This window comes from Methylobacterium sp. GC_Met_2 (assembly GCF_026540795.1).
In the GTDB taxonomy this organism is placed as follows: domain Bacteria; phylum Pseudomonadota; class Alphaproteobacteria; order Rhizobiales; family Beijerinckiaceae; genus Methylobacterium.
This window is the reverse complement of sequence record NZ_JALNUM010000048.1, coordinates 1-26012: the sequence shown is the minus strand read 5'-3', so window position 1 is coordinate 26012 and position 26012 is coordinate 1. Positions and strand designations below refer to the sequence as shown.

Annotated in this window: 22 protein-coding genes; 15 read left to right on the top strand and 7 right to left on the bottom strand. The window is 68.8% G+C overall.

Translation table 11 applies throughout. The annotated features are described in order from the left end of the window. Positions 1 to 29 precede the first annotated feature (29 nt). Positions 30 to 566, top strand: a complete 537-nt coding sequence (locus OXS49_RS17135; protein WP_244006987.1) for a hypothetical protein — start codon at positions 30 to 32, stop codon at positions 564 to 566. Positions 567 to 704: 138 nt separating this feature from the next. On the opposite strand, the gene OXS49_RS17130 is transcribed toward OXS49_RS17135, so the two are convergent. Beyond that, positions 705 to 1178: a CYTH domain-containing protein gene (locus OXS49_RS17130; protein WP_267425819.1), complete on the bottom strand. Its 474-nt coding sequence runs from the start codon at positions 1176 to 1178 to the stop codon at positions 705 to 707. 244 nt (positions 1179 to 1422) lie between these two features. On the opposite strand from OXS49_RS17130, the gene OXS49_RS17125 reads away from it, so the two are divergent. The 7 genes from OXS49_RS17125 (at position 1423) to OXS49_RS17095 (ending at position 9509) form a co-directional block, all read left to right on the top strand. Continuing rightward, positions 1423 to 1881: an NUDIX hydrolase gene (locus tag OXS49_RS17125; RefSeq protein WP_244007010.1), complete on the top strand. Its 459-nt coding sequence runs from the start codon at positions 1423 to 1425 to the stop codon at positions 1879 to 1881. A 101-nt stretch (positions 1882 to 1982) separates the two neighbouring features. Next, positions 1983 to 4457 carry an EAL domain-containing protein gene (locus OXS49_RS17120; RefSeq protein WP_267425818.1) on the top strand — a complete coding sequence of 825 codons (2475 nt, stop codon included), beginning with the start codon at positions 1983 to 1985 and terminating at the stop codon, positions 4455 to 4457. 133 nt (positions 4458 to 4590) lie between these two features. Further along, positions 4591 to 4788: a hypothetical protein gene (locus OXS49_RS17115; RefSeq protein WP_243921467.1), complete on the top strand. Its 198-nt coding sequence runs from the start codon at positions 4591 to 4593 to the stop codon at positions 4786 to 4788. Positions 4789 to 5040: 252 nt separating this feature from the next. Next, positions 5041 to 5601: an aldehyde dehydrogenase iron-sulfur subunit PaoA gene (gene paoA, locus OXS49_RS17110; RefSeq protein ID WP_267425816.1), complete on the top strand. Its 561-nt coding sequence runs from the start codon at positions 5041 to 5043 to the stop codon at positions 5599 to 5601. Next, entirely contained in the window at positions 5598 to 6548 is a 951-nt protein-coding gene (locus tag OXS49_RS17105; protein ID WP_267425814.1) for a xanthine dehydrogenase family protein subunit M, read from the top strand. Before paoA ends, OXS49_RS17105 begins: the two co-directional genes overlap by 4 nt. Positions 6549 to 6551: 3 nt before the next feature. Beyond that, positions 6552 to 8771, top strand: coding sequence for an aldehyde oxidoreductase molybdenum-binding subunit PaoC (gene paoC, locus OXS49_RS17100; protein ID WP_267425812.1), 2220 nt, complete (start codon positions 6552 to 6554; stop codon positions 8769 to 8771). A 357-nt stretch (positions 8772 to 9128) separates the two neighbouring features. Further along, the gene (locus tag OXS49_RS17095) at positions 9129 to 9509 is read left to right on the top strand and encodes a hypothetical protein (protein ID WP_267425810.1); all 381 of its coding nucleotides are present in this window, start codon (positions 9129 to 9131) and stop codon (positions 9507 to 9509) included. A gap of 405 nt (positions 9510 to 9914) precedes the next feature. Here OXS49_RS17095 and OXS49_RS17090 read toward each other — a convergent pair whose 3' ends face one another. Further along, positions 9915 to 10628 carry a hypothetical protein gene (locus tag OXS49_RS17090; RefSeq protein WP_267425809.1) on the bottom strand — a complete coding sequence of 238 codons (714 nt, stop codon included), beginning with the start codon at positions 10626 to 10628 and terminating at the stop codon, positions 9915 to 9917. A gap of 229 nt (positions 10629 to 10857) precedes the next feature. Between OXS49_RS17090 and OXS49_RS17085 the strand changes: the two genes are divergently transcribed. After that, positions 10858 to 11304: a response regulator gene (locus tag OXS49_RS17085; RefSeq protein ID WP_267425808.1), complete on the top strand. Its 447-nt coding sequence runs from the start codon at positions 10858 to 10860 to the stop codon at positions 11302 to 11304. A gap of 43 nt (positions 11305 to 11347) precedes the next feature. Here the strand turns inward: OXS49_RS17085 and OXS49_RS17080 are convergent, their stop codons facing one another. Both OXS49_RS17080 and OXS49_RS17075 read right to left on the bottom strand, forming a co-directional pair. Next, positions 11348 to 11560, bottom strand: coding sequence for a hypothetical protein (locus OXS49_RS17080; RefSeq protein WP_244006971.1), 213 nt, complete (start codon positions 11558 to 11560; stop codon positions 11348 to 11350). Between the two features lie 254 nt (positions 11561 to 11814). Next, positions 11815 to 12471 carry a peptidase inhibitor family I36 protein gene (locus tag OXS49_RS17075; RefSeq protein ID WP_267425806.1) on the bottom strand — a complete coding sequence of 219 codons (657 nt, stop codon included), beginning with the start codon at positions 12469 to 12471 and terminating at the stop codon, positions 11815 to 11817. Positions 12472 to 13027: 556 nt separating this feature from the next. Here OXS49_RS17075 and OXS49_RS17070 point away from each other — a divergent pair. The 4 genes from OXS49_RS17070 to OXS49_RS17055 are packed head-to-tail and all read left to right on the top strand — an operon-like array spanning position 13028 to position 15955. Continuing rightward, the gene (locus tag OXS49_RS17070; protein ID WP_267425804.1) at positions 13028 to 14479 is read left to right on the top strand and encodes a chromosome partitioning protein ParA; all 1452 of its coding nucleotides are present in this window, start codon (positions 13028 to 13030) and stop codon (positions 14477 to 14479) included. A 32-nt stretch (positions 14480 to 14511) separates the two neighbouring features. Then, positions 14512 to 15009, top strand: a complete 498-nt coding sequence (locus OXS49_RS17065) for a hypothetical protein (protein ID WP_267425803.1) — start codon at positions 14512 to 14514, stop codon at positions 15007 to 15009. Positions 15010 to 15028: 19 nt separating this feature from the next. Continuing rightward, positions 15029 to 15490 carry a hypothetical protein gene (locus OXS49_RS17060; RefSeq protein ID WP_267425801.1) on the top strand — a complete coding sequence of 154 codons (462 nt, stop codon included), beginning with the start codon at positions 15029 to 15031 and terminating at the stop codon, positions 15488 to 15490. Between the two features lie 54 nt (positions 15491 to 15544). Then, on the top strand, positions 15545 to 15955 hold the full coding sequence (locus OXS49_RS17055; RefSeq protein ID WP_267425800.1) for a response regulator: 411 nt from the start codon (positions 15545 to 15547) through the stop codon (positions 15953 to 15955). 163 nt (positions 15956 to 16118) lie between these two features. On the opposite strand, the gene OXS49_RS17050 is transcribed toward OXS49_RS17055, so the two are convergent. Then, the gene (locus OXS49_RS17050; protein WP_244006964.1) at positions 16119 to 18281 is read right to left on the bottom strand and encodes a molybdopterin oxidoreductase family protein; all 2163 of its coding nucleotides are present in this window, start codon (positions 18279 to 18281) and stop codon (positions 16119 to 16121) included. A gap of 387 nt (positions 18282 to 18668) precedes the next feature. Between OXS49_RS17050 and OXS49_RS17045 the strand changes: the two genes are divergently transcribed. Continuing rightward, complete coding sequence (locus tag OXS49_RS17045; protein ID WP_267425799.1) at positions 18669 to 20003, top strand: LLM class flavin-dependent oxidoreductase; 1335 nt, start codon at positions 18669 to 18671, stop codon at positions 20001 to 20003. A 310-nt stretch (positions 20004 to 20313) separates the two neighbouring features. Here the strand turns inward: OXS49_RS17045 and OXS49_RS17040 are convergent, their stop codons facing one another. Continuing rightward, positions 20314 to 21351, bottom strand: coding sequence for a class I SAM-dependent methyltransferase (locus tag OXS49_RS17040; RefSeq protein ID WP_244006960.1), 1038 nt, complete (start codon positions 21349 to 21351; stop codon positions 20314 to 20316). A gap of 639 nt (positions 21352 to 21990) precedes the next feature. Continuing rightward, positions 21991 to 23877, bottom strand: a complete 1887-nt coding sequence (locus OXS49_RS17035) for an ABC transporter ATP-binding protein (RefSeq protein WP_267425796.1) — start codon at positions 23875 to 23877, stop codon at positions 21991 to 21993. A gap of 458 nt (positions 23878 to 24335) precedes the next feature. On the opposite strand from OXS49_RS17035, the gene OXS49_RS17030 reads away from it, so the two are divergent. Beyond that, a complete protein-coding gene (locus OXS49_RS17030) occupies positions 24336 to 25922 on the top strand; it encodes an ABC transporter substrate-binding protein (RefSeq protein WP_244006958.1) in 1587 nt (528 codons plus the stop codon). Positions 25923 to 26012 lie beyond the last annotated feature (90 nt).

Here is a 26012-nt window from a genome sequence, read left to right as displayed (position 1 = left end):
GGTTCGAATGCTTCCAAGGATCGCTGTACATGAAGCGCCGTAGCGCGCGGCCATTTATGGTCGAAGTCAAGAACGCCCGGACCCCCCGCACTGCTCTGAGAGATGTCGAGCCGCAGGCGCGACCCGACAAGGTTCTCTGGCCGGAGCTGGCCCAGGCGGCCGAGCCGAAGCCGAGGCGGGTGCTGCCGGCCCTCGATGCGGCGCCGGCCCCGGGTCTGAAGGAGCCGGATGCCCCGGCCCGTCGCGTCCTGCCGAGCCTCGTGCCCATGTTCCAGAACACGGACGAGCTAGAGCCGGAGCCCGCTATCGCGCCGCGGCGGACGCGGACCCGCCGCGAGAAGGCCCCCGCCGTCACGCCGGCGGTCCGGACGTCCACGCCGGTCGAAGCGCTGCCGGAGATCCGCGCTGCTGTGATCCAACCCGAGGCTCGTCCGTCGAAGCCGCTCGCTGCGGATCCGGCCGGGCCCGAACGGGGCACGCCACCGCGGCCCGCTTCCTGGCGTCGGACGAAGGAGCTCCGGCTCGGCGAACGCTGGAAGCGCCGTCTCCCGCCCTATCTCCGCTGAGACGGACGCGGGCCGTCCAACGGCCCTAGCCGTTCTTGCGGCGACCGGCGGTCGGCTCTGAGGATCGCATCACGCGCGACGGTGTTCGCCCTCGATAGGGGGCGGGCTCTCCCGGCAAACGCGGCCGATCACCGACGTTCACGCTGCCGCCAACTGGGGCATCGAACCGCCGGCCAAGCGCGAGTTGCGGTATCGCGCATCATCCGTGACTTCGCACTCGACCCACGGCGGCAGGATCACCGGCTGATCCTCGCGCTCGAGTTCGATCTCCGCCAGGATCAGGCCCGCCAGCGCGCCGCCGAACACATCGACGTCCCAGACGGCCCCGGCATGCACGACCCGAAAGCGCGTCTTCTCCAGGCGTCGGTTGGCCGGCACGCCCGCCAGCAGCGCCACGCCGTCCGCCCGGGGGATCGCGAACTCGACCTCTTCGCGGGATGTCCCGCGCCGCGGGCTCTTCCACGTCACCAGCATAAGCTGACCCGCTTGGCGGATGCGGATCGTGTTGGCGGTATCGGTGTAGAGATAGCCCTGAATCAGCGGCGTCCCCGACCGGCAGTGCGTCAGCACAGCCGGGCTCGCGATGAATTTGCGCTCGATTTTGACAGCCATGCTGCGACTCTGGGTCGTTGAACCCTGGAACTTTCGCTGACAAATCATCGCACCGCAAGCAGGCCGTCCGATCCTAAGGATCGCGTGGCAAGCATGGCTCTTTGCGCGCCGGAGCGGGATGCAAGACCGCATTTATCAACTATGTAAAGGCAGTGGGAGATCAAAGATTGCAGAATCGCTTCCGGAAAATTCATTCCTCTTGCCCGCGAGATCATCGCTGAAAACAGAATCAAAAAGCCCGAGTCTGAAAAAACGTCTCCGGAAGGCGCAGGCCAAGCCGCTCAAGCAGGTTGCTGCGCTGCCGTTCCGGGTCGGCCCGGACGGCCGGATCGAGGTGCTGCTGATCACCTCGCGGGATACCGGCCGGTGGATCATCCCTAAGGGCTGGCCGATGATCGGCCGCAAGGCGCATCAGGCCGCCGCGCGTGAGGCGTTTGAGGAGGCCGGTCTGACCGGACAGATCGCGGCCGATCCGGTCGGCTGGTACCGTTACGAGAAACGCCTCGCTCAAGGGCGCGCGTTGCGCTGCAAGGTGCGCGTCTATCCGCTCCGGGTCGAGGTCGAGCATCCACACTGGCCGGAGCAGGCGGAGCGGACGCTCCGGTGGTTCGCGCCGGAGGATGCAGCGCGCCTGGTCCACGAGGACGACCTTCGACGTCTGCTCGCGGGCTTCACCGCCGGACCTCGCAGCAGCCAAGTTTGAGGATCCGTGGCGCGAGTTGCATATTCCCGCGGCGGAATGCAACTTCTGATTAGTATTCGATGCGTAACCTGCCGGGCAATATCGCCGGTTGGATTGCTTCGATGTACCGTGCCTTCATCTGCTTGACCGAAGAGCACACCGCCTGGGTGGTGGTCCTCGCCGCCGGCGTGTGCTGGATCACCTGTTTGGTCGCGCTGAAGCTCGAACAGCGGGTCCGGACCCGCACCGGCGGCTCCGACCTGATCTGGCTCCTGGCGGCCGGATTCTCGATCGGCTCCGGAATCTGGAGCACGCATTTCATCGGCATGCTGGGCTACGATCCCGGCGTGGTCCTGGGCTACGAGCCACGCACCACATTGCTCTCGCTCGTCGTCGCCATCGCGGCGGCCTCGGCGGCTTTCCTGTTCGCGCGATCGGGCTCGTCTTCGGAACCGTCGACGCGGCCGTCGGCCTGGGCAGGCGCGGGTGCGGGCCTCGTCCTCGGCATCGGTATCGCCTGCATGCACGTCCTCGGCATCGCGGGGGTGCGGCTGCCCGGGCATTTCACCTGGGACGTTGCGCTCGCCGGCACCGCCATCGTGGCGGGCGTGCTCCTGGCGGCGGCCGGCATGGTGGTCCATGTCCGCGGCACCGACGGTCTCACCCGGGCGGCGGCGGCCACGATCCTGACGCTGGCGATCGCGCTGCTTCACTTCCTGGCCATGGCGGCGATCCAGGTCGTGCCGGATCCGGCCCTGGCTGTCCCGCAACTCGGCCTCGACCGCCGCGTGCTGGCCGGGGTGATCGCCGCCGTGATGGCGGTAATCCTGGGCTTCGGTGCCCTGACGCTGATGCTGGACCGTCTGCACAGCATGAACGTCGCGCTGGCCCGCCAGGGCCGCATGCTTCAGGAGAAGACTCGGCTGCTGGACGAAGCCCTCGACAGCATGGACCAGGGGCTCATCAAGGTCGATGCGGGCGGCATCGTGCGCGTGTGCAACGAGCGGGCGCTGGCGCTGCTCGACCTGCCGCGGGCGATGATGCAGGCTCAGCCGAGCTACCGGGCGGTCCTGCGCTATCAGGCCAGCCAGCAGGAGCGGAACCGCACCGACCGGGCCTTCCGGGTCTGGGTGGCGCGCAGCGAACCGGGGCAGGCTCATGTCCACGAGCGCGCGCGGCCGAACGGCCGCGTGCTCGAAGTCCGCTCCGTGCCCCTGGCGGATGGTGGCTTCGTGCGGACCTTCACCGACATCACGAAGCGCAAGGCCGCAGAGGCCGAGGTGGCGCGCCTCGCCCGGCACGACGTGCTCACCGGTCTGCCGAACCGGGCCCTGTTCCACGAGACCGTGGAGCGGAGTCTGGCCGACATCGCCCGGCACGCGGGCGACTGCGCGGTGCTGTACCTCGATCTCGACGGGTTCAAGGGCGTGAACGACAGCCTCGGCCATCAAGCCGGGGACGCGCTCCTGCGGCACATCGCGGGCGCCCTCGTGAGCGTTGCAGGGGCCGGGGCCGTGGCCCGCTTGGGGGGCGACGAGTTCGCTGTGCTGACCCCCGGCGGGTTCGCGGAGGCCGGCGCCCTGGCCGAGCGCCTCATCGCGCTGTTCGACAATCCGCTCTGCGTGGGTGAGCACCGGATCGGCGTCGGCCTCAGTGTCGGCATCGCGCTCGCCCCCGAGCACGGCATGGCGGCGGAGTGCCTGTACCGGCGCGCCGACCTCGCCCTCTACCGGGCCAAGGCCGAGGGGCGCGGCACGTTCCGCGTCTTCACGCCCGCCATGGACGAGGAGGCGGAGGCGCGCCGGGTGCTGGAGCGCGACCTGCGCCAAGCCATGGATGAGGACGGGCTCAGCCTCCACTACCAGCCGCAGGTGGACGGCCGGACCGGCGCGCTGATCGGGTTCGAGGCGCTTCTGCGCTGGGTCCACCCGGTGCGCGGCAACATCGCCCCGGACGTCTTCGTGCCGCTGGCTGAGGAGACCGGGCTGATCGTCGCGCTGGGCGAGTGGGTGCTGCGCGCGGCCTGCCTCGAGGCCGCGGGGTGGGCGCAGCCCCTGAAGGTCGCCGTCAACCTCTCGCCGCGGCAATTCCAAAGGCCTGAACTGCCCGAGCGGGTCCTGGCCATCCTGGTGCAGACCGGTCTGGCGCCCGGCCGCCTGGAACTCGAGGTCACCGAGAGCATCATCATCAACGACATGGACCGGGCCGTGGGCATTCTCCGGCGCCTGAGGAACTACGGCATCCGGATCAGCATGGATGATTTCGGGACCGGCTACGCGTCGCTGGCCACCCTCCAGGCCTTCCCGTTCGACAAGCTCAAGATCGACCGTTCCTTCGTGGCCCAGATCGGCTCGGAGCCACAGGCGGCCGTGATCGTGCGTGCCGTGCTCGGCCTCGGCCGCAGCCTGGGCATGGGGGTGGTGGCCGAGGGCGTCGAGACCGAGGCGCAGCGGGCGTTCCTCGCCGAGGAGGCCTGCGGCGAGATGCAGGGCTACCTCTTCGGAAAGCCGCGCCCGATCACCGACTACGCGACGGAGCTCGAACCCACCGCCGACCTGACTGCCCGGGCCGCACCCCGCCTCACGCGGGTCGGCTGACGCCGTCGGAGCGGGAACCGAGGCGGCATCCCGCCGTTGGTTCAGCAGATTGGATCGTTTCTAAGTTTTGAACGGTCTGCTGACACGACGCCCGGACGGCCTTTGCAGCCGCCGGTCCCACGGGAGCCTAATCATGAACGCCAAGTGCGAGACCTGCCGGTTCTTCGACGAGCACAAGGGCAACGGCGCCATCGCGCAGAACGATGCCGGCCTGTGCCGCTTCAACCCGCCCGTCAGCCAGCCTGCGCCCGAAGCGAAGGGGCTCTGGCCCGTGGTCGCCTCCGCGGACTGGTGCGGCCATTACACCCCCGAGATGACCGCGGCCGAGTGATCGCTGCGCACGGATGGCGGATGGGGCCGGCCTTCGGGTCGGCCCTTTCCTTTGGCCATGGTCCTTCGATGGCCGCGACGGATGGGCCCAGGTTTGTCCGAACCCCTGATCGTCGAGCGTACGCCGCCTTACCTTGGAGGCGATCCAGGGTGTCAACGTTGCCTTCAGGCATTCCGCTTCGCGACCGCCCGAGTCGGCCGGAGCCCAGTGATGCACCGCCTGCACAGTTCGATTTGAACCGGAGAGATTTTGATGGTGGGAGCTACCGCCACGGCGGCCCCGATACGAACCGACGAGCCTGTCCTGGCCACAGTCACCTTCACGGTGAACGGGCAGCGCCGCGAGCTCGAACTCGACACCCGCACCAGCCTGCTCGATGCCGCCCGCGAGCACCTGCACCTGACGGGTTCCAAAAAGGGCTGCGACCACGGCCAGTGCGGCGCCTGCACGATGATCGTCGACGGCCGGCGCATCAACGCCTGCCTGACGCTGGCAATCATGCATCAGGGCGCCGAGATCACCACGATCGAGGGCCTTGGCCAGCCGGACCACCTGCATCCGATGCAGGCCGCGTTCGTGAAGCATGACGGCTACCAGTGCGGCTACTGCACGCCGGGCCAGATCTGCTCGGGCGTCGCCGTCCTCGAAGAGATCAAGGCCGGCATCCCGAGCCATGTCACCGCCGACCTCGAAGCCACGCCTCAGGTGACGGAGGCCGAGATCCGCGAGCGCATGAGCGGCAACATCTGCCGTTGCGGCGCCTATTCCAACATCGTCGAGGCGATGACCGAGGTCGCGGGAGCGCGGGCATGAAGTCTTTCACATACGAGCGCCCCGGCTCCCCCGCCGAGGCCGCCGCCGCGGTCGCCCGCACGCCGGAGGCGAAGTTTATCGCCGGCGGGACCAACCTCCTCGACCTGATGAAGCTGCAGATCGAGACCCCGCGCCACCTCGTGGACGTGAACGGGCTCGGCCTCGACACGGTGGAGCCGACGGAGGAGGGCGGCCTGCGCATCGGCGCCCTGGTGCGCAACACCGACCTCGCCGCCCATCCGCGGGTGCGCATGGATTACGGCGTCCTCGCCCGCGCGTTGCTCGCAGGCGCCTCCGGCCAGTTGCGCAACAAGGCGACCACCGCCGGCAACCTGCTCCAGCGGACCCGCTGCCCGTACTTTTACGACACCGCGCAGGCCTGCAACAAGCGCCAGCCGGGCTCCGGCTGCTCCGCGCTGGACGGCGTGAGCCGCCAGCTTGCGGTGATCGGCGGCAGCGAGGCCTGCATCGCCACGCATCCCGGCGACATGGCGGTGGCCATGCGGGTGCTCGACGCCACCGTCGAGACGATCGACGCCGCGGGCGCCGCGCGCACAATCCCGATCGCCGAATTCCACCGCCTGCCCGGCGACGAGCCGTCCCGCGACACGAACCTCGAGCCCGGGGAGCTGATCACCGCGGTGACGCTGCCAAAGCCGGTTGCCGGAACACACATCTACCGCAAGGTCCGCGACCGGGCGTCCTACGCCTACGCGCTGGTCTCGGTGGCGGCGATCCTGGGCAAGGACGGCAGCGGCCACGTCGCCTTCGGCGGCGTCGCCCACAAGCCTTGGCGGGTCGAGGCCGCCGAGACCGATCTGCCGAAGGGCGCGAAGGCGGTAACCGAACAGGTCTTCGCTGGCGCCAAGCCGACCCACGAGAACGCCTACAAGCTGAAGCTCGCCGAGCGGACTCTCGGCGCGGCGCTCAACCAAGCGAGGGCCTGAGCCATGAAGTTCGACACCCAAGCCGGCCCGAACCCGATCGACCGCCTGAAGGTCGTGGGCCATGCCACCGACCGGATCGACGGCAAGTACAAGACCACCGGCACCGCGCCCTATGCCTACGAGCGCCACGACGTGGCGCCGGACGCCGCCTATGGCTATGTGCTCGGCTCGTCCATCGCCAAGGGCCGGGTGCGCAGCATCGACACCGCGTCGGCCCGGCAGGCCCCCGGCGTGATCGCGATCGTCACCACCCTCGACACCCCCCGGGTCGAGCGTGGCGTGATGAACGTCGCCTACCTGTTCGGCGGTGACGTGATCCAGCACTACCATCAGGCCGTTGCAGTCGTGGTGGCCGAGACCTTCGAGCAGGCCCGGGCGGCGTCGTTCCTCGTGAACGTCGATTACGCCCCGGAGGCCGGCGTGTTCGATCTCGGGGCTGCGGCCAAGGATGCCGAGCCGGTCCCGGCCGACAGCGGCGAGGGCAGCGGCGGCAACGGCGAGGAGCGCGTCGGCGATTTCGAAGCGGCGTTCGCGCAGGCGCCGGTCACGCTCGACGCGTCCTACAGGACCGCCGACGAGAGCCACGCCATGATGGAGCCGCACGCCACGGTGGCGGCCTGGGACGGCGAGAAGGTCACGCTCTGGACGTCCAACCAGATGATCGGCTGGGGCCACGGCAGCCTCGCCAAGATGCTGAACCTGCCCAAGGACAAGGTCCGTCTCGACGCCCCCTATGTCGGCGGCGGCTTCGGTGGCAAGCTGTTCGTGCGCGCCGACGCGGTGCTGGCGGCTTTGGCCGCGAAGGCAGCCGGGCGGCCCGTGAAGGTGGCGCTGACGCGCCCGCTGATCGCCAACAACACCACCCACCGGCCTGCCACGATCCAGCGGGTGCGGATCGGCGCCACGCAGGACGGCACCATCACGGCGATCGCGCACGAGAGCACATCGGGCAACCTGCCGGACGGCGATCCCGAGACGGCGGTGAACCAGACGAAGTTCCTCTACGCGGGCAAGAACCGCCTGACCGCCATGAAGCTCGCCCGGCTCGACCTGCCGGAGGGCAACGCCATGCGGGCGCCGGGCGAGGCCCCGGGGCTGGCGGTGCTCGAAGTCGCTATGGACGAGATGGCGGAGAAGCTCGGTCTCGACCCGGTGGAGTTCCGCATCCGCAACGACACGCAGGTCGTCCCGACCAAGCCGGATCTGCGCTTCTCACAGCGCGACCTCGTCGGCTGCCTCAAGCTCGGCGTGGAGCGGTTCGGCTGGGCCAAGCGCAACCCGAAGCCCGGTCAGGTGCGGGACGGTCAGTGGCTTGTCGGCCTCGGCATGGCGGCGGCGTTCCGCGACAACATGGTGATGAAGTCGGGCGCCCGAGTGCGGCTTGATGCCAGCGGCACGGTCACGGTCGAGACCGACATGACCGACATCGGCACCGGCAGCTACACGATCATCGCGCAGACGGCCGCCGAGATGATGGGTGTGCCCCTCAATCGTGTGGTGGTCCGGCTCGGCGATTCCGATTTCCCGGTCTCCTCGGGCTCGGGCGGGCAGTTCGGCGCCAATTCCTCGACCGCGGGCGTCTACGCGGCCTGCGTGAAGCTGCGGGAGTCGATCGCCCAGAAACTCGGCTTCAACGCCACCGACGCGGTGTTCGAGGACGGTGAAGTCCGTGCCGGCAACCGTGCCATTCCGCTGGCCCAGGCCGCGGCCGAGGGCGAGCTGGTTGCCGAGGACACGATCGAGTTCGGCGATTTCTCGAAGACGCAGCAGGTCTCGACCTTCGGTGCCCACTTCGTCGAGGTCGCCGTGGACGTCTACACCGCCGAGGTTCGAGTCCGGCGGATGCTGGCGGTCTGCGCGGCCGGGCGGATCCTTAACCCGAAATCGGCCCGCAGTCAGGTGATCGGCGGCATGGTCATGGGCACCGGCGCGGCGCTGATGGAGGAGCTGGCGGTCGATACCAAGCGCGGCTTCTTCGCCAACCACGATCTGGCCGGTTACGAGGTGCCGGTCCACGCCGACATCCCGCATCAGGAGGTGATCTTCCTCGACGAAACCGATCCGATGTCCTCGCCCATGAAGGCGAAGGGCGTGGGCGAACTCGGCATCTCGGGGATCGCCGCGGCGGTGGCGAACGCGATCTACAATGCCACCGGCATCCGCGTGCGGGATTATCCGATCACCCTCGACAAGCTGATCGACCGGATGCCGGACGCGGCCTGATTGCAGAGGGAGCCGACGGCCACGTCCTATGGAATAGGAAGTGGCTGTCGTCGGGGTGTGATCCTCGGGCCGGATCGAAACGGGCGCCGACGCCGCTCCAGTCGGCACCCCGCCGCGCAAGATGAAGGCGCGGATGCGGGTCCGACCACAAACGACTAAATTTTATGTCATGACAGATGATCCGCATGGATCGTGATCGGGTGTCGGCCAATACCTGAGATGTTGTCGGGAATGTGAATGTGGTGGGCCGTAAGACGCTCTCCGCAGCCGGAACACTTTTCGCGGGCTTGGTGTTTCCGGCCGCGCACGACGTGCGGACCGCGTGGCCTGTGCGCTGTTCCTCGTAGGAGCCCGTCAATGGATAAGACAGTCGCTGGCCTGGTCGGGGCCGTCACCCTTCTGGCCGCCGGAGATCCGGCCCAGGCCGCGGTGCCGGCTCCGGTCCGGCTGCAGGCCGTGATGCAAGCCGAGAGCTATGCCGATCTTCTGAAGCCGATTCCCGATGCTGTGGCGCTCCTCAAGGAGTCCGACGCGACGGCGCAGGCCGAGCCTCTATCGGCCGCCTCGGAGGGCGATGCAACGGTCCAGCAGGTTCAGTATTACCACCACCATCACCACCACCGGTTCTACGGGCCGTACTACCATCATCACCACCACCACCATCACCGGTACTACCGGCGGTACCATCACCATCACCACCATCATCATCACGGGTACTTCGTCCCGTACGGGTACTAGAGCGCCCTCAGCCGAAGTGGAAACCGGTTCGGCGCGAGAGAGCGTGTCATAACAAGGACTTAGAGCCGTGCCCGATCGCGTTGCACACGGTACACGACAGTGACACCACCGTCGCCGAATAGGGCGCGGGTCCCCTCTCCCGTGCGGGAGAGGGACAGGGTGAGGGATGAGAACTTTCCGGAAGAGGCGCACCCTGTCAGCGCCTTGAAGGTGCGCGCGATCCTGAACTTTCTCGACCCTCACCCCAACCCTCTCCCGCACGGGAGAGGGGGCATGTCGCGCTTGCCACCCGTGTTGGCAGACGCGTGTCGTGTACCGTGCGCAATGCGGTCGGGCACGGCTCTAAGCAGCCCCGGTGGGGGCACGTCCCCCGCCGCCTGCCGTCAGCCCTGGCTCAGCCCTGGCTCAGCCCTGGCTCTTGGCCGCCCCCAGGATGCGCCGGTAGGTCCCGTCGAACACCGTGTTGGTCGCCGAGGTCCACTGCGAATCCGCCGACAGCGTGTGCCGGCTCGCGTAGATGCGCCGGGACTGCAATTCCCGTTCGGCGGCCTCGTCCTCGGGCATGGGCACGAGCTCGAAGTCCGTGTCCACCGGCACGATTGTGACCTGCATGAACGGCTCGCCCTGCCGGAACACGTGGGTGCGCCCCTCGTCGGGGGCCTTGAAGACCATGAAGTACATCATCGGCCACCAGGGGCGCAGCAGCGCGGGCACCGCGACCGGCACGGTCCCGGTCCGATCGGTGTAGAAGCGCGGGTGCGGTTCGGTCCGGATCGCCCAGCCGTCCTCCACCTTCAGGTCGAGGAGGATCTGGTAGGTGTAGTAGGCCTCGCCGAAACTCCGGAACGGCGGCCATTGCAGCCCGGGCTCGGGCGGCGGTCCGAAATCGCCCTCGAAGACGAGCCTGCCTTCCTGCATGCCGACCCGTAGCTCGGCCGCATAGGGATAGAACAGCTCGATCCCCGCCTTGGCCGCCTCCGAGAAGGGGATGCAGTGCCAGGCGTATTCCTGTGATCCGTCGATCCGGGGCTCGGGTTGCCCCGCCCAGCCCGGGATCTCCAGCCGCGTGCGGCGCGGGCTGAGGCCCGGCTCGTTCAGCCTGAACTTGACCTGCCGCATGCTGATGCTCCCCCGCGACCCGGCTCGCTCCGAGCCACTCCGCAACGCGCCCGGGAGAGGGCCCTCCGCTGAACGGGCGATGCGCGAGGTGCTCTAACTCCCGATCCCCTGTTCTGGTTCGCGACCTCGGGGCGCCGTCCGCACCCCGCCACGGCAACGTGACCGGGCGCGGACCGGCACGCACCGGGCCGCACCGCGTTGACGGGTTACCTTTCGTTTGGAGATCCCGATGGCGGACGCTTTTGCGCCGCGGCCCGCGGTGCTGCTGGTCGAGGATGATCCCGTGCAACTCATGGAGGCGGCCGCGGCTCTGCGGGAGGCCGGCTACGCGGTGGCCGAGGCATCCACCGTCGAGGCCGCGCAGGCGCATCTGGCGGCCCGGCCGGACCTTGTCGCCATGGTGGCGGATGTCGATCTCGCGGGCGCGCCGCTCACGGGCTTCACCCTCGCCAAGGCGGTGGCGGCGCGCTGGCCCGAGCGCGCGATCCTGATCGTATCGGGGTTCGCCTGGCCGGCCGAGGGAGAGGTGCCGATGGGTGCGGGCTACCTGCGCAAGCCATTCACCGCGGACGGGCTCGCGACCGCCCTGCGGGCCGTGCTCACCGCACGCGGCCTGGACGTTTCCGACGCCATGCCCGACCTAGGCGCGATCGGAAACGGGCAGAAGGCCCCCTGATGCCGATACCTCGGTCGCGCCGGTCAACCGTGCCGGGTACCGTTCAGTCGCCGCGCTGGCTCGCCTTCGCGGCGCCGTCATCGGACAGGAGCCAGTCGGGCAGGACCGGGATGACCTCTCCGGCGATCGCGCCAGCGCTCTCCAGGGCCCGTCCCGCCTTCGCCTCGGGGCTCTCGGCCCGGACCTCCGCGAACAACTTGCGGGCCAAGCGATCGAGTTCCTCGTCCGAAAGCTGCTGCCCGTTCGGATCCGCCATCGGAGACCTCCTCGATTCATTCGCTTGTCCCGCGTCGCGGGCGACGTCGGAATAACCCGTCTGCGTCCAGCGTCGGAGCGGTTCGGGTCGCGGAATCATGCGCCATGGTTAGCCGGGTGTGAGCAGGCCCGTGCGGACGCGGTCTTGGAGTGAGAGCGCCCGGACTCGGCGGGATACGCTGGCAATGACGATCAACGTCGCGGGTCGGCTCCACGGGCAACGGTCACTGAGGACCGCCCGACGGATGCTCCATCTCAGCCGGTGCGGCGGCCGCAGCGAATATAGGCGGACGTGCCCCATGCGCTCGTCCAGGTCAGGCAGTCGCCCTCGATGACGAGGCGAACCTGGGAGGACCAGCGGCGGTCCCGGTCCCCGCATTCGGCCGCCATCGTCCAGGCATTGCCGGATCGGTGTGGGTTGCGGAACGTACAGAGGGTGTCGCCGGCCCTGGCGCGCTCGGGCGTGATCGTGGCCGGCAGGTAACCGTGCCGGCGCGACGGGGCGCCGCAGGCCTCGGCCGTCGGGCCCCAGGTCCCGACATAATCGGCAGCCGGGCGAGGCGTCGCGGCTGGAACGGCCGGCTGGGCGGGCGCCATGAGGGCCGGTGCGGAGGCCGACTCGACCACGGGGAAAGTCGCCGCAGGGGTGGCGACGCTCGCCAAAGTGGTCGTCGGATCCTCCGGCCTGGCCATTGCCAGCGCGCGGCGCGGCAAATCCTCCGGCGGGTCGAACAGCGGCTCCCCGACCGCCACGGGCGCCGATATCCGGAACGGCATGTCCTCGGTCAAATAGGCGGCGCAGTAGGCGAACAGGCCAACCCAGCCGGTGGCGAGGAGAATCTGGGGTGTGTAGGAGCGCCGGCCCTCACACTGAGGTTCGACAGGCGCCGCCGCCAGAACGATCGCCGTCACCGAAAACCCTCCGCGCGCCGTCATCGCCGGGCCAGGGCCCGAAACACAGTTTTCGTCACCCATAAGCGACACCGGGCGCCCGCGATCGAGGATTTCTCAGTATCGGGCGAGGGACAGGTTTATTAACGTCCGGTAAATCGTTAACGATGCGTTAACGGCCGATCCGGGGCCGGCTCCGTTGCGCGCGGCACGTCCGACACCTCGTCGGCGCTGACCCGCTGGGCATGGTGGAACGATCTTGCGCAGCCCCGGCCAGCGGCACTGGACGGTGCGGCCCGGGCCTGCCGCCGGAAGTCCTCCGGACGTCAGAAAGCCGTGTCGCGCGTCGCTTCTAGTTTGATCCTGTGAACTGCCAAGTAGAGGGCAAAATATCGCTCGACAGTCTTATTGGATTAAGATTTAGTTAATTCGCCCGGATTGTGGGCGCGATCGAGCTCGTTTCATGGCGTGGACGTCGTTTCGTAACATGCTCTCCTCGTCCGAGGGGGGATCCGAGCCTCAGGGGCCGGCTCATGGATCGGCCCAGTCGGCTTCCCGGCCCGCGGCCGAGCCCACGATGCCGCAGGCCCGGACGCGCCTGAACGCCGAGGCGCCGGCTCAGCGGGCCGCCGTGCCGGATCGAGCCCATTCCTCCCTCGACGCGATCGGCAAGCGCGACGAGATGCTGCGGCAGCGCATCGACGCCATGGTCGACCGGCTGGAGGACATCCGCTCGCTGCAGGACGACTTCGTGTCGATCCTGGAGCCGATCGTCAGCATCAGCGACGAGCTTCCGCGGGCGAGCATGCGCATCGCCGAGCTGGAGACCTCGCTGGCCCAGGAGTTCCAGACCGGCAAGGCGGTCCGGTTGGAGGCCGCCGAGCTCTCGGCCCGCGTCTCGATCCTGACCAACGAGTATTCCGAGGCCTCTGCGCGGGTGGCCCGGGCCGAGGAGCAGCTCCACGCCCGCGACGCCGTCCTGGCCGCGCAGGCGATCGAGCTCCGGGACCGGGTGCTGGCCTTCGAGAATCTGGAGCGGCGCCTCGCCGCCGAGATCGAACAGGGCAAGGCGCTGGTCGCCGAGGGCAAGGCGCTGCGGACGGAGGCCCAGGCCGCCGACAGCGCGCTGACGCGGACGGAGCACGATCTGCAGGCGGCGCGGGAGACCCTGGCGGCCCTCGAACAGGACAACCGGCGGCTGCGAAGCCAGAACGAGGATCAGATCCTGCGCCTCGACGAGCTGGAGTCCCGGTTCCGGACCGTCGAGGGCGCGGTCGAATCCGAGCGGCAGAAGGCGCGGACGGCCGAGGGCCAACTCGCCACCGAGGTCGCGAATCGCGCCCGCCTCGAAGCCCAGTTCGAGACCGACACGGCCGCCCTGCGCACCGAGCGCTCGGCCCTCGCCATGAAGCTGGAGGCCGCCGCCAACCGGGCAGACACGAACGAGCAGCTCCTCGGGCAGGCCCGAGCGCAGCTGCGCGACCGGGACGAGGCCCATCGGCTCGCGGAGCGCAACTTCAAGGAGACCAACATCGCCCGCGTCACTGCGGAGCGGCGTCTGGAGACCGTCCAGGAGGATCTCGCCCGGCAGACGGAGCGCTTCGTCGAGATGCAGCGCGCCCGCGGCGACCTCGACGCGCGCTGCGACATGCTGGGCAAGGCGCTCGCCGCCAAGGACGCCGCCTTGGAGCAGGCCGGGACCCGCAACGCCGCGCTGACCGAGCGGATCGAGCAGCTGACCCATCGCCAGGACGCCGCCCGGATCGAGTTCGAAGCCGCCAACCGGCGTCTCGCCGAGGATCTCCAGAACGAGCGTTCGGAGCGGGCCCTGGTGCAGGGCGCCCTCGACATCGCCCGCGAGACTCGGGCGACGCTGCAGAAGCAGTACGAGGCGCTCAAGCGCTCCGGTCGCGGCTGGCGCCAGCCGGACGGGATGAGTGAGGGCCTGCCGCACGAGCCCGCCCTGCCCGCCAAGCGCGGCGAGCCGAGCAACGTGCACCCGTTCGCATCTCCCGGCACGGCCGGTTGATTCGATGCTGACCTGTGAGGGGTTTTCCAACGATGAGCGATAGGGCTTCGATCGACACCGCCTACAACGGCAGCCCGAACGTGATGATGCGCGCGTGGCAGGCGAAGGCGGACGCGTCCCCCGAGAAGGTGGTCAGTTTCATGGGTCTCGAAAGCCGGAACGGGACCTTCGCCACGACCGAGAGCCCGAACGAGGGCGGCCCCACCGTCACCCGCGAATGGGCCTCGGCCGTCGACCTGATCCGCGAGGCCAGCGAGGCCATCCGGGTCGGCGAGGAGCGGGCGGCCGAGCTGGAGGCGCAACTGGCCCAGGTCGTCGCCCAGGCCGATCTCGAGATCCGGCGCCTGGAGCAGGAGGTCGCCACGGGGGTGCAGAACCTGGCGCGGTCGGAGGAGCGGGTCCGGCTGGCCGAGGTGCGGGCCGCGGAGGCCGAGGAATGGCTCGTGCGTCTCCACGATGCGGCGATCGAGGCCTTCGGCAACCGTGCCAGGCCCGCTCCCGTGACCAGTGTGCCCGACGAGACCGAGTAGCCCCGGTCCTCGTGCGACGATGGCGCAATCGACGACGATAGAGGCCACCGTGATCGCCGAGGCGATACCGCGGGCGCAGGATTCGCACGCTGCGTTCCGGGTCATCGATCCCCGCCTGACCCTCGCGCTGATCCGGCAGGCCGCGGATGAGATCCGCGGCTTCCAGGGGTGGCGCGCCGTCATTCAGCAGCGGGCGAGCGGACTGTTCCGGCGTCTCTACGAGGAGCGCACCGTCAAGGACGCGACGATCCAGGCGCTCGAAGTCGAGCTGTCGCAGATCAACCGGCGGAACGCCGACTTGGTGAGCACCCTCGCGGAGATCTCCTCCGACTACGAGCGCGTCGTGATGCGCTGCATGGAGGCCGAGTTCCGCGTCATGCAGGCCGAGCACAGGGCCTTCGTGGCCGAGCGGTCGGTGTTTCGGCTGGAAGATCTGCTCGACCGCATCGGGGACCGCGCCGGGGTCATGGACAGGGACTGACCCCGGCACGCCGGCGCGCACGAACCTTCGACCTGGGTCAGGACTTATCGGGGGATGAGCGGACCAGTCCAGCCCCCGGCGCCCTATGCCCTCGTGGTCGACGATGACGGTTTCATCCGCATGGATGCGATGGACATCCTGTCGGAGGCCGGGTTCCGCACGTTCGAGGCCAGCGACGGCGATAAGGCCATGAGCCTGCTCGGCCGGGAGCACGCCCAGATCGTGCTGCTGTTCACCGACGTGCAGATGCCGGGCTCGCGGGACGGTTTTGCGGTCGCGCGCGAGACCTCTGAGCGCTGGCCGCACATTGCCATCGTGGTGGCGTCCGGGCAGCTGCAGCCGGGGCCGGGCGACATGCCGGAGGGGGCCCGCTTCATCGGCAAGCCATTCACCACCGACATGGTCCACGACCACCTGCGGGAAATCCTCCCCGACGGGCAGAAGCCGGTGCCGTTGCGGCACTAGGGGCTCAACCGAGCCGGGCTCTCTCCTCCTCGTTGCGGGGAGGCGTTTGGGGATCGCAGAACCCGCGTGGGGGTGCTGCAGAAGGCACTGTCACACGCGATCCTGCACCACCCCTGGCCCCTCCCCACAAGGGGGAGGGGAAAAGCGGCCCGTTCGCCGACCCTCAATTCGCCCGGGCGACCTCCACGAGGTTGTCCGAGAACGACGGGGCGTGGCCCATGTCGGTGAAGGCGCCGGACGAGATGCTGTTGACCGTCCCCTCATTGAGCTGGCGCCAGTAGCCGAGCGTCGCCACCACGATGCCGGCGTTCACGTCATCGGTGATGCGGGCCACGCCCTTGAAGGCGCCGCGGTCGTTGCCGACCTTCACCCGGTCGCCGTCCCGGATGCCGCGCGCATCGGCATCGTGCTGGCTGATCATCACGAACTGCTCGCCCTGGCCCTTCTGCTTGTCCTCCATGTTGGCGTAGCAGGAGTTCAGGAAGTAGTGGCTCTTGGGCGAAACGATGTTGAGCGGGAAGCGCTTGGCCAGCTCTGGATCGTTCGTGCGGGACTCGCGCGGGCCGAGGTAGTCGGGCAGCGGGTCGAGCGCCTCGCCAGGCTGGAAGCCCTCGTACATCTGCCGGAAGGGCGGGGCGACGAAGTTCGTGGCGCCCTCGACCTTGAGCATGCACTTGCCGGTGGGCGTCGGGAAGTTGCCGTTCTTATGCGGAGCCCGGTCGTCCGGCGTGCCCACCTTCAGCCGGGCGAAGCCGTGCTCGCGCATGTAGGCGAGGTCGATGCCTTTGCAGGCGGGGGCGTTCCAATCGACGTAGTGCTCCAAGCACTCGCTATCGGTCCACTTGAAGTTCTCCTCCTCGAAGCCGAGCCGGGCGGCGAGCTGGCGGAAGATCTCGTTGTTGGGGATCGCCTCGCCCGGCGCCTCGGCGCATTTGGTGTTGTAGGTCAGGTAGAGGTGACCCCAGGACAGGATCATGTCCTCCATCTCCGCGCCCATCGTGGCCGGCAGCAGGATGTCGGCGTAGGAGGCGGTGTCCGAGATGAAGTGCTCGGCCGAGACCATGAACAGGTCCTCGCGCATCAGCCCCTCGACGATCTTGTCGGTCTCGGGCGCCTGCGTGACCGGGTTCGAGTTCCAGCACATCATGGACATGATCGGCGGGTCGAGCTGCATCTCGCCGGTCAGCGCGCGGCCGATCTGGAGGTTCGAGACGACACGGGTGCCCTCCGGGATCAGGTCGGGCCGGCACATCACGTCGAACTTGTAGGGGTGCTCCCAGACACCGAACTGCGTGACGCCGCCGCCGACATGGCGCCACGCGCCGGTCAAAGCCGGGATGCAGGTCACGGCCCGGATGGTCTGGCCGCCGCCATAGTGCCGCTCCAGCGCCACGCCCATGCGGATCGCCGCGGGCTGCGCCGTGGCGAGTTCGCGGGCCAACGTGCGGATGTCCTCGGCGGTGACGCCGGTGATCTCGGCCGCCCATTCCGGCGTGCGGGTGCTGGCCCGCTCCTTCAGCTCCGCGAAGCCGACCGTGTGGTTGTCGACGTACTCCTGATCGACGAGGCCCTGCGCGATGATGGAATTGATGAGCGCCATGGCGAGCGCGCCGTCGGTGCCGGGTTTCGGGGCGATGTGCCAGTCGGCGGCCTTGGCGGTGCGCGACGCGTAGGCGTCGATCACCACGACCTTGGCGCCCTTCTTCTGGGCGTCCTTCACGATCGCCCAGTGGTGCAGGTTGGTGCTGACGGAGTTGCAGGCCCAGATCACGATGTACTTGGCGTGGATGTAACTGTCCGGGTCGAGGCCCGCGGTGGGGCCGACCGTGAGCAGCCACGCGGTGCAGGAGCCCTCGCCGCAGAACGTCCGCTCGGTGACGGTCGCGCCCATCCGGTTGAAGAAGGCGTCGCCGCCGTTCAGCCCGTGCACCAGCCCCTGGTTGCCAAGATAGCTGTAGGGCGCGATGGCCTCAGGTCCGTACTGGTCGATGATCGCTTTCCAGCGGGTGACGATGGTGTCCAGCGCCTCGTCCCAGGTGATCCGCGCGAACTGCTTCGACCCCTTCGGACCGACCCGCTTCATCGGGTGGAGGAGCCGGTCCGGGTGATAGTGGCGCTTCTCGTAATCCTTCAGCTTCACGCAGAGACCGCCGCGGGTCATCGGATGATCCGGGTTGCCGCGCACCCCCTGAAGCTGGCCGTCCTTGACGTCGAACAGCATCGAGCACGTGTCCGGACAGTCGTGCGGGCAGCCCCCGAAGAAGGTCTCGGTCAGGCTCTCGGCCTCGGCCACGATCAGGGAGTCCGGCTTGACGATCTCGTTCATGATTCCTCCGCGCCCAAGCGCCCAGCCTTCTTGTCGTGCGGGGGCCGCTCAATGCGGATTTATGATGCATTGAATTCCGAACAATTCCAAATCACGTCTCGTTAAAGCTCCTGAGTAGCGCTATCGTGCTACAAGGCCAGCACTATTCATGCCCGGTGATCGCCCGCTCGGCCATCGGCGAAGGCCGGGTGACGGGATGGATCGTCACGGCGCGTGCGTCACCCACCGCGGCCTCGCGGTGTCGCGAACCGCCGCTCCGGGCCCCATCTGGAGAAGACGCTTCTCAATCGCGGGCCCGGATCCAGGCGGCGGTTGCATCCCGCCCACCGGCCTGATTCACATCGGCGGACTCACGTCCCGCCCGCACCGCCACGAGTCCATCGGTTCATGCGACACGACACGCTGCGCCTCGGCGCCTTCTTCTACGCCACCGGGCACCACGTGGCCGGCTGGCGCCACCCGTCCAGCGAGGCGGATGGTGGCCTCGTGCTCGAACGCTACGTCGGGTGGGCGCAGAAGGCCGAGGCCGCGAAGTTCGACCTCGTGTTCCTCGAAGACGGGACCGGCATCCGCGACAGCAACCTGCGCTCCAGCGAGCGGACGGCGCGCTCGACCCATTTCGAGCCGGTGACGCTGCTCTCGGCGCTGGCGGCTGTGACGAGCCGAATCGGGCTGGTGGCGACCACCTCGACGAGCTTCAACGAGCCCTACAACGTCGCCCGCCGGTTCGCCTCTCTGGATCATCTCAGCGGCGGCCGCGCCGGCTGGAACCTCGTGACCTCGACCACCGACGCGGAGGCCGCCAATTTCGGTGCCGACCGGATCGCGCGCCACGGCGACCGCTACGAGCGCGCGGAAGAGTTCGTCGACGTCGTCCTCGGCCTGTGGAACACCTGGGACGACGGGGCCGTGGTCATCGACAAGACGACCGGCCAGTTCTCGAAGCCGGACGGCTTCCGCCCCCTGAACCATCACGGCACGCATTTCGAGGTGCGGGGCCCACTCAACATCTCGCGCACGCCCCAAGGCCAGCCGGTGCTGGTGCAGGCGGGCGCGTCGGGCCCCGGCAAGGATCTCGCGGCCCGCACCGCCGAGATCGTGTTCACCGCCAACCAGACGCTGGATGAGGCGACGGAATTCTATGGCGACCTGAAGGACCGGATGGGCCGCTTCGGCCGGGAGCGCGACGATCTGAAGGTCATGCCCGGCCTGTTTCCCGTGGTGGGACGCAGCGAGGCGGAGGCACGGGCGAAGTTCGAGGCGCTCCAGGACCTGATCGACCCCGTGGTCGGTCTCGCGCTCTTGGAGCGGATGATCGGCGGCTTCGACCTCTCGGGCTACGATCCGGACGGGCCCGTGCCGGAACTGCCCGAGGCCAACGGCGCCAAGTCGCGTCAGCAATTGATGTTCGACCTCGCCCGCCGGGAGGGGCTGACCCTGCGCCAGCTCTATCTGCGGATCGCGGGCGCGCGCGGCCATTCGCAGATCGTCGGGACGCCCGCCCAGATCGTGGACGAGATGGAAGAGCGCTTTCAAAAGCGGGGCGCGGACGGCTTCAACATCATGCCGGCGACCCTGCCCGGGGGGCTCGACGACTTCATCGAACTGGTTCTGCCGGAACTCCGCCGCCGCGGCCTGGTCCGCACGGAGTACGAGGGCCGGACCCTGCGCGGGCATCTCGGCACGCGGCCGCCGGCCAGTCATCCGCTGCGTCAGGGGTGATCGGGCCTGCGGCTCTCGCTGGGAACGCGCGCCGGCTCGGCTTCTCTCCCTCCCCGCGGATCCCCGACGTGCGGGGCGCCTGCGATAGGTCCATGGAGCCGGACTTGCCGGCCCCGATCAGGCTCACCCGAACGGGCCGGCCCTCCTGTGCGCGCCGCTGCAGCTTGGCGGATAGGGACATGGCGGATCCTCCCCGGCCTTTCAGCGGTCGGTCGGGATCGGGGTCCCGTGCCCGCCGCGTTTGGTCTCGGTTGCCGGCCGGGATTACCAATTGCGGCTGTCCGAGCCTACGCGACGGCGTGTGCCGCGCTCAGTCCGCCCCGGCCGTCATCGTCATCAGCCTGGACCGGTGGACGACCGTGTCCTCGCCCTGCTGGCGGACGGGCCAGGGGAGGTCGAGGGGCGGCCGAGTCGGCTTCAGGGATTTGGCGCCGGGGATGTCGGAGTTGGCCGCGGCGATCATCGTCGCAAGGGCATCGGGACCTTCGAGCCACGCGGATGGTGCAGGGGCATGACGACCCCGATCGAGGGGCGTTGCGAAGGCGACATCGCCGCCCGGCCGCGTGACTCGGCTGGCCTCGGCGACGAGGCGGGCCGGATCCGGCACGCAATCGAGCCCGTTCAGCGCGACGACGAGGCGGAACGTGTTCGCGGCGAACGGGAGGGCCTGGGCATCGGCGATCCAGAAATCCACCCGTTCGGCCTCGGGCGGGAAGTGGTAGGTTTCCCGGCGCTCATAGGTGTCGCCGCCGTGCCGGAGCGGGTAGCGCAACAGGCCCCGATCGAGGATGCCTCGGCCAATCCGCAGAAGGGGCCAGTTCAGGTCCACGCCGAGCACCGGCGCGTCGTAGGCGGCCGCCAGATCGAAACTGGTCCGGCCGGCGGTGCAGCCGATATCGAGCCTCGGGCCGCGCCCAACACCAAGGTGCCGCAGGGCTTCCGCCAGGCAATGCCGGGCCCGGCCGTGCGGCGGCTCCGCACCGTCCGGCTCGCCCTCGAACAGGTCACCGTAATGATCGTGGGCGTATCGCGATTGCTGTGCGCGGCCGATGCTGTGGACCGAGTCCGGCCCGAGCGCTGCACTGATCACCGCCTCCACCGCTGCATCCTCGACATCGCTCGCCAGGACGAGCGGAAGATTCGCCGAAAGCCAGCCGCGGACGTCCGGGACCAGGATCGGGACGCCCGCGATGATCGGGAAGCGCTCACCGCACGCCGGATCGAGGCAGCGCAGGACCCCGGACACGACCGCGTTGCTCGTCGCCTGCGCGCCCGGCTCCAGGACCAGCGCGATGCGGCGGCAGGTCGGGCAGATCGGCTTCAGGGCGTCGAAGTGCAGGCGGCGCATCGGGTCAATTGCCGATCATCACGGCGGCGCGCTGCCGGCGCGAGAGTATCAAGCCGGGCGCATTCAGGTTGCGCCATCGCCCGCCGCCGGCCCGCCACAGTACATCAACCATCATCATCCAATCGTTTCCTGCACTCATTTTAGGCCATCATAAGCCATATCCCGCTTTATGGCCAGCTTTCATAGTTTGTGGTGCCGGTTTCGATAATTAAATGAAAGATATTTAAGCAAAATAACAATTTCAGAAGCTTATTTATCGTTCGAAAAAATCTTACATTGTATATGATCCAGCACACAAAATATTTTATTTTCAAGCGATAAGCTATTCCAGCAGAAGTTTTATTGGATCCCGGTTTGACAGCGGTTGGTTGTTTCGCAAACGCTCAGGTTTCTTCACCGATGCAGCGTCGCGGTCGGCTCGCCTGAAGGCCACCGCACGTAGGAGACACCGCGGTCGGTTGAGCGGCCCTGCACAGCGCTGCAGCGCCCGCCGGTCGGCGTTCGGCCGTTTCGCGTGGACGGCCGCGTGCGGCACGGCCGGCCCATCAGGCGCGGTTCGATCGGCAGGGGTGCAGGCTACGGCGCAGCCGACTGGGTCGGGTGCGGAGCCCGCGTCGTGCCGTCAGGCCATCGCTGCCGTCAGGCGGCTGCCGCCCCGGGCTCGACGTCGGCCCCTGCGGGGGCCCAATCGGCGTCCCAATCCTGCACGCTGTGGCCGGGTGAGACCTCCCGATACAGCCGCTCCGGCGGCTCGTAGTCCGGGGCGCGGATCGGGCTGCGGATCTCGTCGTCCGGCAGGGCGTGCCGCGCCCGGCGCCGGGCCGGATCAGGCACGGGGACGGCCGCCAGCAGCTTCTTTGTGTAGGGGTGCTGCGGGTTCCCGAACACGGCGTCCCGCGGGCCGATCTCGACGATCTCGCCGAGATACATCACCGCCACCCGGTGGCTCACCCGTTCCACCACCGCCATGTCGTGCGAGATGAACAGATAGGCGAGGCCGAACTCGGCCTGCAGGTCGAGCATCAGATTCACGACCTGCGCCTTGACCGAGACGTCGAGGGCCGAGACCGCCTCGTCGGCGACGATCAGCCGGGGGTTCAGGGCCAGCGCCCGGGCAATGGCGATGCGCTGGCGCTGGCCGCCGGAGAACTCGTGCGGGAAGCGCCGCGCCATGTCGGGGGCGAGCCCGACCCGGGCGAGCAGATCCTCGGCGCGGCGCAGGGCGTCCGTGCGGGAGGCGAGGCGATTGATCAGCAGCGGCTCGGCCACCGCGGCGCCGACGCTCATGCGCGGGTCGAGGCTCGCGAATGGATCCTGGAAGATCATCTGCATCCGGCGGCGGCGGGTGCGCAGGGGGCCGGCGTCGAGACCCGTGATGTCCTCGCCGTCGAGCACGACCGAGCCCGACAGGGGCTCGACGAGCCGCAGGATCGAGCGGCCGGTGGTGGACTTGCCGCAGCCGGATTCACCGACCAGCGCCAGGGTCTCGCCCGCCGCGAGACTGAACGAGACTCGCTCGACCGCATGGACGCGGCCGGTCACGCGGCCGAACAGGCCGGAGCGGATCTCGAACCGGGTGGTCAGGTCGCGCACCTCCAGCAGCGGGCGTTCGGCGGCTCTGACGGTGTCGGGCAAGGGATCGGGCGAGAAATCCGGATCGTCGGCAGGCGCCGTGGCGAGGCCGGTGGCCCGGTCGATGATGGGGAAGCGCATGGGCCGGGAGCGGCCCGCCATCGCGCCGAGCCGCGGGACGGCGGCGAGCAGTGCCCGAGTATAGGGCTCGGTGGGCTCGGAGAAGATCCGCGCGGTCGGGCCGTCCTCGACGGCGCGGCCTTTGTACATCACCACCGTCCGGTCGGCGATCTCGGCCACGACGCCCATGTCGTGGGTGATGAACAGGACCGACATCCCCTCCTGATCCTGGAGGCTCTTGATGAGGTCGAGGATCTGGGCCTGGATGGTCACGTCGAGGGCGGTGGTCGGCTCGTCGGCGATCAGGAGCTTGGGCCGGCAGGCCAGCGCCATGGCAATCATCACCCGCTGGCGCATGCCGCCGGAGAAGCGGTGCGGGTAGTCGTGCAGCCGCGCGCGGGCCGCCGGGATCCGCACCGTGTCGAGGAGCCGGAGGGCCTCCGCCTCGGCGGCGGCGCGCGACAGGCCCCGGTGCCGGATCAGCGCCTCGGCGATCTGGAAGCCGATCGTCAGCACCGGGTTTAGGGAGGTCATCGGCTCCTGGAAGATCATGGCGATGGAATCGCCGCGCACCCGCCGCATCTCGGACTCCGGGGCGGCCAGGAGGTCCCGGCCTTCGAAGCGCACGCTGCCGCCGATGCGGCTCGCGTCCTGGGGCAGGAGCCGCAGGACCGACAGGGCGCTGACGCTCTTGCCCGAACCGGATTCGCCGACGAGCGCCACGGTCTCGCGGGGGCCGACATCGAAGGAGACGCCGTGCACCACCGACCGCCAGCGCCCGTCCGAGCGGAAGGAGACCGTGAGGTCGCGGACGGAGAGGATCGGATCCGTCATGGCCTGTCTCCCGGGGCTTTCATGAAAGCGTAGGGCGTCGCGCCCCGTCGGCGAGGGGCGGGGGCGCTGCCCGCGTGTCGTAAGCACAAGACGGTCCACCCACGGCGGTCCGTCCACAGCCAGCGGGACAAGCGGCTTCGGCTCCCGTCTGAGGTCGCACGCCCGCATCGTCCAGTGGCCACATCGCGGAGGGGCGATCAATCCGCCTGCCTGAATACAAAACGCAAAATCGGACCCCTGGCGCAGGGTTTGCGAGGCGCCGCCCGTGATCGCGATGACCGTACTGCCCGTCCACCTCTGGAGCCTGCCTGCCGCCGAGCCGGCGGCTGCGTTGGTGCGCGTCCCGTCCCCGTTGTCACACCGGGCCATTGCGCCCCTGCCTAAGAATTGTTCAAACTCGCCCACAAGGCGTGGGCCGGCGACGCGTGCCTGAGATCCGCACCGCCAGGGAGATCACGATGGACCGCAGGACCTTCCTCAAGGGTTCGGCCGCGCTCGGGCTGGCCGCGCCGCAGGTCGCGATGCCGGCGCTCGCCCAGGGCGCCAAGGTGCTGCGCTTCGTACCGCAGGCGAACCTCGCGAATTTCGATCCGATCTGGGGCACCCAGTACGTGGTGCGCAACGCCGGCACCCTCGTGTGGGACATGCTGTACGGCGTCGACGATCAGCTGAAGCCGCAGCGCCAGATGGTCGAGTCCGAGGAGGTCTCGGGCGATCACCTGACCTGGACGTTCCGGCTGCGCCCCGGCCTCACGTGGCACGACGGCGAGCCCGTCCTGTCCAAGGACGTTGTGGCGAGCCTCACCCGCTGGATGGCCCGCGACCCGATCGGCCTCATGATCCGCGGCGTCCAGGACGAACTGGCAGCGACCGACGACCGGACCTTCCGCTGGCGCCTCAAGAAGCCGTTCCCGAAATTGCTCTACGCGCTCGGCAAGACCAACGCCCCGATGGCGCTGATCATGCCGGAGCGGATCGCCAAGACCGACCCGTTCACGCAGATCACCGAGTATGTCGGCTCGGGCCCGATGAAATTCGTGCGCAACGAGTGGGTTCCGGGCGCGCGGGCGGTGTTCGAGAAATACGCCGGCTACAAGCCGCGCGAGGAGCCGAATTCCTGGCTGGCCGGGGGCAAGCGCATCCTCGTCGACCGGGTCGAGTGGGTGATCATGCCGGACGCCGCCACCGCCTCGGCGGCCCTGCAGAACGGCGAGGTCGATTGGTGGGAGAACCCGATCTCCGACCTCGTACCGCTGCTGCGCAAGAACGCCAACCTGGCCGTCGATATCGCCGACCCGCTGGGCAATGTCGGGTCGTTCCGGATGAACCACCTGTATCCGCCCTTCGACAATCCGAAGATCCGGCAGGCGGTCCTGACCGCCATGAACCAGGAGGATTACATGCGGGCGATCGTCGGCGACGACGACAACCTGTGGAAGAAACTTCCGGGCTTCTTCACCCCGGGTACGGCGCTCTACAGCGAGGCGGGCGGGGAGAATGTCGGCAAGGGCGACATCGCGCTGGGCCGCAAGATGCTCAAGGAGGCCGGCTACAAGGGCGAGCCCGTCACCTGCATCGTGGCGCAGGACCAGCCGATCACCAAGGCGCAGGGCGACATCACCGCCGACCTCCTGAAGCAGATGGGCTTCAACGTCGATTTCGTCGCCACCGACTGGGGCACAACCGGCACCCGGCGCGCCTCCAAGGCGCCGCCCAGCCAGGGCGGCTGGAACATGTTCCACACGTGGCATGCGGGCGCCGACACCATCAACCCGGCGGGCTACCCGGCGGTGCGGGCCAACGGCGACAAGGCGTGGTTCGGCTGGCCGAACGTCCCGCCCGTGGAGGCGGGGATCACCGAGTGGTTCGACGCCGCCGACCCGGCCTCCGAAAAGGCCGCGATCGACAAGGTCAACGCCGCCGCCTGTGAGGGCGTGGTCTACGTCCCGACCGGGTTTTTCCTCGGCTACCAGGCGTGGCGGAAGAACGTCTCGGGCATCGTGAAGGGGCCGATCCCGTTCACCTGGGGGGTGTCGAAGGCGTGATGGTGCGGATGGTGATCACGCTGGTAACAGCTGCGCGCTCTCCCTCCCCCCTTTGCGGGGGAGGGTACCCTGCGAAGCAGGGGGGGAGAG